The 8,377-nt window shown below is 67.2% G+C and carries 9 protein-coding genes; 5 read left to right on the top strand and 4 right to left on the bottom strand.

Annotated elements, in window-relative coordinates:
- The first annotated feature begins 209 nt into the window (after positions 1–209).
- Together I55_RS10030 and I55_RS10025 are read left to right on the top strand one after the other, a co-directional pair.
- Positions 210–827 (top strand): hypothetical protein, encoded by a 618-nt coding sequence (locus I55_RS10030; protein ID WP_044560397.1) that lies wholly within the window; start codon positions 210–212, stop codon positions 825–827.
- Between the two features lie 153 nt (positions 828–980).
- On the top strand, positions 981–1,562 hold the full coding sequence (locus tag I55_RS10025; protein ID WP_044560396.1) for a DJ-1/PfpI family protein: 582 nt from the start codon (positions 981–983) through the stop codon (positions 1,560–1,562).
- A gap of 82 nt (positions 1,563–1,644) precedes the next feature.
- Here I55_RS10025 and I55_RS10020 read toward each other — a convergent pair whose 3' ends face one another.
- Both I55_RS10020 and phaR read right to left on the bottom strand, forming a co-directional pair.
- On the bottom strand, positions 1,645–2,655 hold the full coding sequence (locus tag I55_RS10020) for an NADP-dependent oxidoreductase (RefSeq protein ID WP_044560395.1): 1,011 nt from the start codon (positions 2,653–2,655) through the stop codon (positions 1,645–1,647).
- 290 nt (positions 2,656–2,945) lie between these two features.
- Positions 2,946–3,557 carry a polyhydroxyalkanoate synthesis repressor PhaR gene (phaR, locus tag I55_RS10015; RefSeq protein ID WP_044560394.1) on the bottom strand — a complete coding sequence of 204 codons (612 nt, stop codon included), beginning with the start codon at positions 3,555–3,557 and terminating at the stop codon, positions 2,946–2,948.
- A 163-nt stretch (positions 3,558–3,720) separates the two neighbouring features.
- On the opposite strand from phaR, the gene I55_RS38345 reads away from it, so the two are divergent.
- Together I55_RS38345 and I55_RS10010 are read left to right on the top strand one after the other, a co-directional pair.
- On the top strand, positions 3,721–4,332 hold the full coding sequence (locus tag I55_RS38345; RefSeq protein ID WP_252181096.1) for a hypothetical protein: 612 nt from the start codon (positions 3,721–3,723) through the stop codon (positions 4,330–4,332).
- Positions 4,253–5,368 (top strand): alpha/beta fold hydrolase, encoded by a 1,116-nt coding sequence (locus tag I55_RS10010; RefSeq protein WP_252181095.1) that lies wholly within the window; start codon positions 4,253–4,255, stop codon positions 5,366–5,368. Before I55_RS38345 ends, I55_RS10010 begins: the two co-directional genes overlap by 80 nt.
- Here the strand turns inward: I55_RS10010 and I55_RS10005 are convergent.
- Both I55_RS10005 and I55_RS10000 read right to left on the bottom strand, forming a co-directional pair.
- Positions 5,353–5,988, bottom strand: coding sequence for a glutathione S-transferase family protein (locus I55_RS10005; RefSeq protein ID WP_044560398.1), 636 nt, complete (start codon positions 5,986–5,988; stop codon positions 5,353–5,355). The genes I55_RS10010 and I55_RS10005 overlap by 16 nt on opposite strands.
- Before the next feature lie 48 nt (positions 5,989–6,036).
- Positions 6,037–6,456 carry an HIT domain-containing protein gene (locus tag I55_RS10000; RefSeq protein ID WP_044560392.1) on the bottom strand — a complete coding sequence of 140 codons (420 nt, stop codon included), beginning with the start codon at positions 6,454–6,456 and terminating at the stop codon, positions 6,037–6,039.
- A 338-nt stretch (positions 6,457–6,794) separates the two neighbouring features.
- Here I55_RS10000 and I55_RS09995 point away from each other — a divergent pair.
- The coding region (locus I55_RS09995; protein ID WP_148293663.1) for a glycosyltransferase at positions 6,795–8,377 on the top strand (1,583 nt) is incomplete at its 3' end.

Genomic DNA, 8,377 nt, shown 5'->3' with positions numbered 1-8,377 from the left:
CGCCCAGCCCTATCCCGTGACACTGGAGGCCATCGCCCGCTGGGCCGTGGGCCTGCGCGACCGGGGCATCGTGCTGGCCCCCGTCACGGCAGTGGTGAACCGGCAGGCGGATCGGTGACGTCCGCACCTTCTCCAATGCTTTCCCGATCTGGAGCGCAAAGGTGAGGAGAGGATCATTCGAGGATAAGCAAGAACCAGATATCAGGCCGGTGCTTTCCTACACCACGTTCTTCGTGGGCATCTTCATTCTGTTTTGGGCAACGTTACGCGTGGATGATAGCCTGCGACACCGTTTCGCCGGCCCTGACGCGCTGTTCTGTACAGCCTCGCCAACAGTGGAGCCCTGGCACTTCCTCGCCGATTTTCTCTTCGCCCTCTTAAGCGCCGGCCTACTGGGAGAAGCGGTTGGCTCCTTCTTCAAACGCCAAGGGAGCCTGTTTCGCTACAGAAGCTTTTGGATCGTACTGACGGTCCAGATTCTGACCCTGGGCGTAGGCCTGTTTTTGACAGGGTCGCGAACCTGCATGACTAACCAAGGTATTCGCCACCAGTCCAGCTTCCTATCATCAGAAAGGACATACGCATTCTCCGACGTCCGGATGATCCACGCCTACTGTAGTCGTGGGGGCCGAGGAGGAAATGGCGAGTGGGAGGCCGGCATCAGCCTGGAAATGGTGGACGGCATGATCCTTCCCATCCGCGAAGGGGAAGGGACGGGAGAGATTCCCGTAGGCTCCCGGCTATTTGCCCTGCGTTTCGTGCCTGTCGACCGGTCGCTCGTGAAATTGGAGTGCCCGGCGTGGAAAGTCCGGGCGTACCTACCATAACAGGGACTTCGCACATCACTCTCATCGCAGACCAATGCCCATTGCCCTTTCGGGCGGCGCCATCGCCGACCCTACCTCCTTAGGGCCCATAGGCATTCCAGCCCGCCATCGGCATCCTGGTCGGGCCCCAACCGGCCCGATGGAGGAACCCGCATGGCCCCCAAGCGCATCCTGATGATCGTCGGCGATTTCGCCGAGGACTATGAGACCATGGTGCCCTTCCAGGCCCTGTCCATGGTGGGCTACCAGGTCGACGCCGTGTCGCCCGGCAAACGGCCCGGCGACAAGGTGGCCACCGCCATCCATGATTTCGAAGGGCACCAGACCTATACCGAGAAGCGCGGCCACGACTTCACGCTGAACGCGGATTTCGAAAGCGTGAAGGCCGACGACTATGTCGCCCTGGTCATCCCCGGCGGCCGCGCGCCGGAGTTCCTGCGCCTGGAAAGTCGCGTGCTGTCGCTGGTGCGTGCCTTCGCGGACCAGGACAAGGCCATCGCCGCCGTCTGCCACGGCCCGCAGATTCTGGCCGCCGCCGGCGTGCTGTCGGGGCGCAAAGTCTCCGCCTACCCCGCCTGCCGGCCGGAAGTGACGCTGGCGGGGGCCGAGTACGCCGACATTCCCGTGGACGGCGCCATCACCGACGGCAAGCTGGTGACCGCCCCCGCCTGGCCCGCCCATCCCGCCTGGCTGGCGCAACTGCTGAAGGTCCTGGGCGCCGAGATCAGAATTTAAGCAGTTCCTCAAGCGCCGGCGGCCGCAGTCGCAGCCTACAGCGGCATGAAGCCATGCCTCATGCCGCTGCCGGTATTCTGGCTTACAGCTTCACCAGGGCCTTGCCCAGGTTCTTGCCCTTCAGCAGGCCCAGGAAGGCGCCGACCGCGTTTTCCAGGCCCTCGGTCACGTCCTCGCGATAGCGGAGCTTGCCCTCCTTGACCAGGGCCCCGACCTCTTCCAGGAAGGCGTCGTTGCGGTGCCAGTGGTCGGACACGATGAAGCCCTGCACATGCAGGCGGCGGGTCAGGATGGTCGACAGCAGGGCCGGCACCCGGTCCGGGCCGGCCGGCGGCTCGGTGTCGTTGATGTTGCCGATGCGGCCGCAGACCGGCACGCGGGCGAAGGTGTTCAGCAGCTCTAACACCGCGTCCGTCACCCGGCCGCCGACATTGTCGAAATAGACGTCGACGCCATGCTCGCAGGCGGCGGCCAGCGCTTCCTTGAAATTCTCCGCCTTGTAGTCGACGCAGGCGTCGAAGCCCAGCTCATCCACCACGAAGGCGCACTTCTCCGGCCCGCCGGCGATGCCCACGGCACGGGCGCCCTTCAGCTTGGCCAGCTGGCCGACGACGGAACCCACGGCGCCGGCGGCGGCGGAGACCACCACCGTCTCACCCGCCTTGGGCTGGCCAATGTCGTAAAGGCCCACGTAGGCCGTCAGGCCCGGCATGCCCAGCACGCCCAGGGCCGTCGTCACCGGCAGGCCGTCGGTCTCCAGCTTGTGCACCGACTTCGGGCCGGCCACGGCGTATTCCTGCCAGCCGGAGTTGGACAGCACCAGATCGCCGGAATGGAAGCCGGGGACATTGCTTTCCACCACCTCGGCGATGGTGCCACCGACCATCAGGCCGCCCACCTCGATGGGCGGGGTGTAGGACTTGGCGGCGCTCATGCGGGCGCGCATGTAGGGGTCGAGAGAGAGCCACCGCGTCTTCAGCAGCATCTGGCCGGGACCCGCCACGGGGATGGACGCCTGTTCCATCCCGAAGTTCTGTTCCGTCGGGAGCCCCTCGGGGCGCGAGGCCAGAACAATCCTGCGGTTCAGCGGCATGTCTTCCTCATTCCTTCAGAAAATGGGCGTCGCCCCTCTGCCGGGCGGCCCTGCTCATTTGTTTGGTGTCCGGGGGTCTGTTGTCCGGGGCGCAAACCTTAGCCCAGGGTCAAGCGCGGCGTGAAATGCCGTTGGCGCAACCCCGCACCCCCACAACCGGACGCGGCAAGGGCGCAATTTCTGGCTGTCTTTCCAGGCCGCGATGCCAGATGCCCGCTTCCGCACATGCACAAAAGGCCCGGCCGCATCGGGGCGGCCGGGCCTTTCTTGAAACTGATCCGCGCGGACGGTCAGTCCGGCTTGCGGGTCAGGGTGGTGAGGGAGACCAGTTGCTGCTGCAGTTCGTCCAGCCGCTTCTGCAACTCGTCGAACTGGCCGCCGCTGGCGGGCTTGGCCTTGGGCGCCTCGCCCGTGTCGGCCTTGCCGCCCTCGGCCCCGGCCAGGGGCGAGAACATGCGCATGGCCCGCTCGAACATGGCCATGTTCTGCTTGCCCATTTCCTCGAACGAACCAAAGGGGAATATGCCGCCCAGGGTGTTCTGGAAATAGTCCCGCATCTTTTCGTGATTACGGGTGAACGACTGCATGCTGTATTCCAGGTACTTCGGCACCATCCATTGCATGTTGTCGCCATACAGGCTGATCAACTGCCGCAGGAAACCGATGGGCAACAGGTTCTGCCCGCCCTTGGACTCTTCTTCCACGATGATCTGGGTCAGCACCGACCGCGTGATGTCGTCCCCCGTCTTCGCGTCATAGACGACGAAGTCGGTCCCGTCCTTCACCATCTGGCACAGATGGTCCAGGGTCACGTACGAGCTGGTCGCGGTGTTGTAGAGACGCCGATTGGCGTACTTCTTGATCGTGATCGGCGCGGGCTTGGTGTCTTCTTTGTCGACCATAGGCGGCGTTTCCCGGCGATGTTTAACACCCGCAACACGGGTGCACTGCACATAGCTAATCCATGCGGTGCGGAAGGTGCAAGCATCCTGCCAGCAACCAATGCGTCAGAGTCGTTCCGCCACTGCTTTGCCACCCGCTGGGCGGGGGTGTAGATTGGCCGCCATGTCCCGCAAGTCCACCGCGTCACCACCTGATTCCGAGGCCTCCACCGACCAGGCCGCCCCCCCGCCCGGGGAGCCGCCCAGCCTGGACGCGCTGGCCCGCCGCTACCTGGACTTGTGGCAGGACCAGTGGGCCGCCGTGGCCGCCGACCCCGACATGACCGGGGCCTTCGCCCGCCTGGCGCGGACCCTGGGCCAGGCCGCCTGGCCGGCCGGCAACCCCTTCGCCGCCGGTATGGGCGCCGCCGGCGCCAGCGGCGCGAATCCTGGCCCCGCGGCCTGGATGGGCGTCCCCTTCCCCTCCCCCGCCACCTTCCCCTGGGGGCCTTATGCCAACCCGCAAGCCAGCGCCGGAGGCGGCACCCCAGGCGCCGCCGGCACCGATGCACCAACCCCGCCCCGAGCCCCGGCCCAAGCCCCGCCAGGGTCCCCGTCCCCTGGCGACCCACCTGGCGGCGGCGATGGCCGTCTTGCTGAACTCGCGGGCCGGATTGCCGCTCTTGAACGGCAGCTCGCCGATCTGGCGCAAGGAGTTGGAACCCAGGCGCCGCCAACTGCAGGCCGACCTGGCCGGCGTCGATCCGGAAGCCCTGAACGCGGCGGTGGATCGTGAAACCCGGCGCCGACTCGACACGCTGCTGACCGGCCTGGAACATTATCGCCGCAACCCCTACCAGCGTGACGTCACCGACCCGCCGCCCGTGTGGACGGAGGGCAATAGCCGCCTGCTGGATTATGGCCTGCCGGGCGCCAAGGGCCCGGTGCTGCTGTTCGTGCCGTCACTGGTCAACCGCGGCTATGTGCTGGACCTGTCGGCACGCAAAAGCCTGGTGCGTTGGCTGGCCCACACCGGTGGGAAGGGGGGCTTCCGTCCCTTCCTGCTGGACTGGGGCACGCCGGGCACGGTGGAACGGGGCTTCGGCCTCGGCGATTATGTCGCCGGCCGCCTGGCCCGCGCCGTGGACGCGGTGCGCGACCTGGGGGGCCAGGCCCCGGCCCTGGTGGGGTATTGCATGGGCGGCACCCTGGCCACCGCCGCCGCCGCCTTGCGGCCGGAGACCCTCTCGGCCCTGGTGCTGCTGGCGGCACCCTGGGACTTCCATGCCGACGATCCGGCCGCGGCATTGCGCACCGCCGCCGTGCTGCCGCTGGTGGAGCCGGCGCTGACCTGGCTGGGCGAGCTGCCGGTGGACATGATCCAATTCCTGTTCGCCGGCCTCGACCCCCTGTTGGCCCTGCGCAAGTTCAGCCGCTACGCCGGCCTGGACCCCGACAGCCAGGACGCCCAGGACTTCGTGGCGCTGGAGGATTGGCTGAACGACGGCGTGCCGCTGGCCGCACCGGTGGCGCGGGAGTGCCTGGGCGGCTGGTACGGCCGCAACGACCCCGCCGAAGGCACCTGGCGGATAAGCGGCCAGGCCATCAACCCCGGCGCCATCCGCCTGCCCACCCTGGCCATCATCCCCGCCCGCGACCGCATCGTGCCGCCGGGTGCGGCCCGCGCCCTGATCGACGCCATCCCCGGCGGCGACCGGCTGGAACCCCGCCTGGGCCACATCGGCATGGTGGTCAGCGCCGGCGCCCCGCAGGAGGTGTGGGCGCCGCTGGTCGACTGGCTGACGGCGAAGCTGGGTCAGCCGCGATCGTAGCGATAAGGCCCGCCCTTTTTCACCGCCGCGCGGTAGGCCGGACGCGTCTGGATGCGGGCCACGAAGGCCGCCAGGTTGGCGAAGCGCTGGCCGGCGTCGGGCATCATCATGGCCGCCTCGATGGGGAAGCTCATCTGGATGTCGGCGGCGGTGAACTGGTCGCCCATGAACCAGGGCGACTTGCCCAACTCCGCGTCCATATAGCCCAGGTGGTTGGCCATTTCGCTGGCGATGCGGGGTTGCAGGGGGGCGGCGGCCTCACCCAAACGGCTGGTGTAAAGGTGCAGCAGCAGGGGCAGCATGGCCGAACCCTCGGCGAAGTGCATCCAGTGCAGGTAGCGCGCGTAGGAGGCGCGGTCGCCCGGCGCCGGGGCCAGGCGCCCCTCTCCATAAGTGCGCACCAGGTGCTCGATGATGGCGCCCGATTCCGCCAGCACCAGGCCGTCATCCTCGATCACCGGCGACTTGCCCAGCGGATGGATGGCCTTCAACGCCGGCGGGGCCAGCTGCGTGGCCGCATCGCGCTCATAGCGCACGACCTGATAGGGCAAATCCAATTCCTCCAGCGCCCACAGCACGCGCTGGGAGCGGGAATTGTTCAGGTGATGGACGGTGATCATGGAAGCGCCCTCCGGCATTCTGGTCGTGAGCGATCTTATACGCCCCGCTTACAGCCCCAGATCAACCGCCAGCTTCGCCGCCAGCGCCTCGGCCGCGCCCGCGTCGTAGGCCCGCTCATGGCCGGAACCCCAGATGGGGCCGGGCCAGGCGGCATCGTCGCGCCTGCGGGCCACGACATGGACATGCAGCTGCGGCACCAGGTTTCCGATGGCGGCCACGTTCAGCTTGTCGGGCGAGAACGCCGCCTCCATGACGCGGGAGGCCTGGCTGATCTCAGCCATCAACCGGGCCTGGTCGGCCACCTCCAGCCGGTGGATCTCCACAGCACCGGCGCGGCGCGGCACCAGGACCAGCCAGGGCCAGCAGGCGTTCCGCGACAGCAGGGCCCGGCACAGCGGCAGGTCGCCCACCGTCACGGTATCGGCGGCCAGGCGGGGGTGCAGCATGAATTCAGTGGCGCTTGTCATCCGGGGGAAATCCGTCCTATGGCAATGCATTGGGTGGGCGTTGGATGGCTTATCGCACGGCGGGCGCGGGTGTCCGCAATACCGCTGGACGCCGCCGCCGGGATGGCTATGTACTACTGCCCGACGCCGCCCGTCCAAAGGGTTCGGCCATGGGACAGGACAGGCGGGCCGCCGGCCTCCATAAAATTGCCCCATAGTCGTGCGATTGGGAGGGCCGTCTGGTCAAGCGTCAGGTCCCCGGGGCTGGGAACCCGCTTGGTCATTCACACGTTTCGCACGCGTTTTTTCCGTTCGCCGTCTTCATCCGTCATCCCGTTCAGGGGCAGGGGTCGTTCACAATGCGTAAGATTTTGAGGATGCAGAAGTCCGCCTGGGCGGTCCTGCTTCTTCTGGTGCTGGGCAACATCGGCGCCTGGGCGATCGTCAATCGCCCGGCCGTGGAACGGCCGTGGGCCGGCACCATCGCCGGCGTGGCCTTCGTGCCCTTCCAGGCCGACCAGAGCCCGCAGAACGGCGACAGCCCCACCGCCGACGACATCCGCCGCGACCTGGACGTGGTGGCGCCGCATGTGCAGTCCATCCGCACCTATCAGGTGGGCAACGGCATCGACCAGGTGGCGCCCATCGCGCTGGAGCGCTATCCCAACCTGACCGTCACCCAAGGCGCCTGGCTGGCCAAGGACATGGCCGCCAACGAGGCGGAGCTGGCGGGCCTGGTGCGGGTGGCCCGCGCCAATGCCAACGTGAAGCGGGTCATGGTCGGCAACGAGGTGCTGTTCCGTGACGATTTCAGCGTCACCCAGCTGATCGACTACATCCAGCGGGTGAAGCGCCAGGTGAATGTGCCGGTGTCCACGGCGGAGCCATCCTACGTCTGGCTGAACCATCCGGAACTGGCGGACGCCTGCGACTTCATCACCATCCACCTGCTGCCCTACTGGAACAAGGTGTCGGTGGACCGCGCGGTGGACGACGCGATGGCGGCCTACCGCCAGGTGCAGGAACGCTTCCCCAACAAGCACATCCTGATCGGCGAGACCGGCTGGCCGTCCGACGGCGCCTATCGCGGGGCGGCCGAAGCCGGCCTGGTGAACGAGGCCAAGTACATCCGCAGCTTCCTGAACATCGCTGGCCAGCAGCGCCTGGACTTCTACATCATGGAAGCCTTCGACCAGCCGTGGAAGCGCACGCTGGGCGGCACGGCGGAGACGGCCTGGGGCATCTGGGATGCCCACCGCCACCAGAAGTTCCCCATGGTGGGCGGCATCCTGGAGGTGCCGTCGTGGCGGGTGCTGTGCGCCATCGCCACCGGCCTGGCCTTCCTCCCCATGTTCTTCTTCGTCCTCAGCCGCGACGACCTGAAATGGCGCGGCCAGCTGTTCTACGGCTTCCTGATCCAAACCGTGGCGTCGGTCCTGGTGTGGACAGGCACGCAGGCCCTGACCGTGGGCATGGGCACCCTGTCCTTCACCGCTTTCATGGTGCTGATCTTCGCCCAGTTGATCCTGTTCGCCGTCATGCTGATCGATGGGCTGGAACTGACCGAGGTGGTGTGGACCCAGCGCTGGAAGCGCCGCTACACGCCGGTGCGCGAGCCGCTGGGCGACTACGCGCCCAAGGTTTCCATCCACGTGCCTTGCTATAACGAGCCGGCGCACATGGTGATCGAGACCTTGGACGCCCTGGCGGCCATGGACTACCCCAACTTCGAAGTCCTGGTGATCGACAACAACACCAAGGACGAGGCGGTGTGGCGCCCGCTGGAGGAGTATTGCGCCAAGCTGGGGCCGCGCTTCCGCTTCTTCCACCTGCCGCGCTGGCCGGGCTTCAAGGGCGGCGCGCTCAATTTTGGCCTGTCCGTCACCGCCCCGGACGTCGAGGTGGTGGGCGTCATCGACAGCGACTATCAGGTCACGCCGGA

The organism is Azospirillum sp. B4, from assembly GCF_000333275.1.
Classification (GTDB): domain Bacteria; phylum Pseudomonadota; class Alphaproteobacteria; order Azospirillales; family Azospirillaceae; genus Nitrospirillum.
Note: the sequence above shows the minus strand (reverse complement) of the source record. Positions and strands in the feature narration are given on the sequence as shown.

Bases quoted from the DNA above. Each gene is read 5' to 3' on its own strand.
- I55_RS10005 (WP_044560398.1), bottom strand. From the start codon at position 5,988: ATGATCACCGTCCATCACCTGAACAATTCCCGCTCCCAGCGCGTGCTG.
- I55_RS38345 (WP_252181096.1), top strand. From the start codon at position 3,721: ATGTCCCGCAAGTCCACCGCGTCACCACCTGATTCCGAGGCCTCCACC.
- I55_RS10000 (WP_044560392.1), bottom strand. From the start codon at position 6,456: ATGACAAGCGCCACTGAATTCATGCTGCACCCCCGCCTGGCCGCCGAT.
- I55_RS10025 (WP_044560396.1), top strand. From the start codon at position 981: ATGGCCCCCAAGCGCATCCTGATGATCGTCGGCGATTTCGCCGAGGAC.
- phaR (WP_044560394.1), bottom strand. From the start codon at position 3,557: ATGGTCGACAAAGAAGACACCAAGCCCGCGCCGATCACGATCAAGAAG.
- I55_RS10020 (WP_044560395.1), bottom strand. From the start codon at position 2,655: ATGCCGCTGAACCGCAGGATTGTTCTGGCCTCGCGCCCCGAGGGGCTC.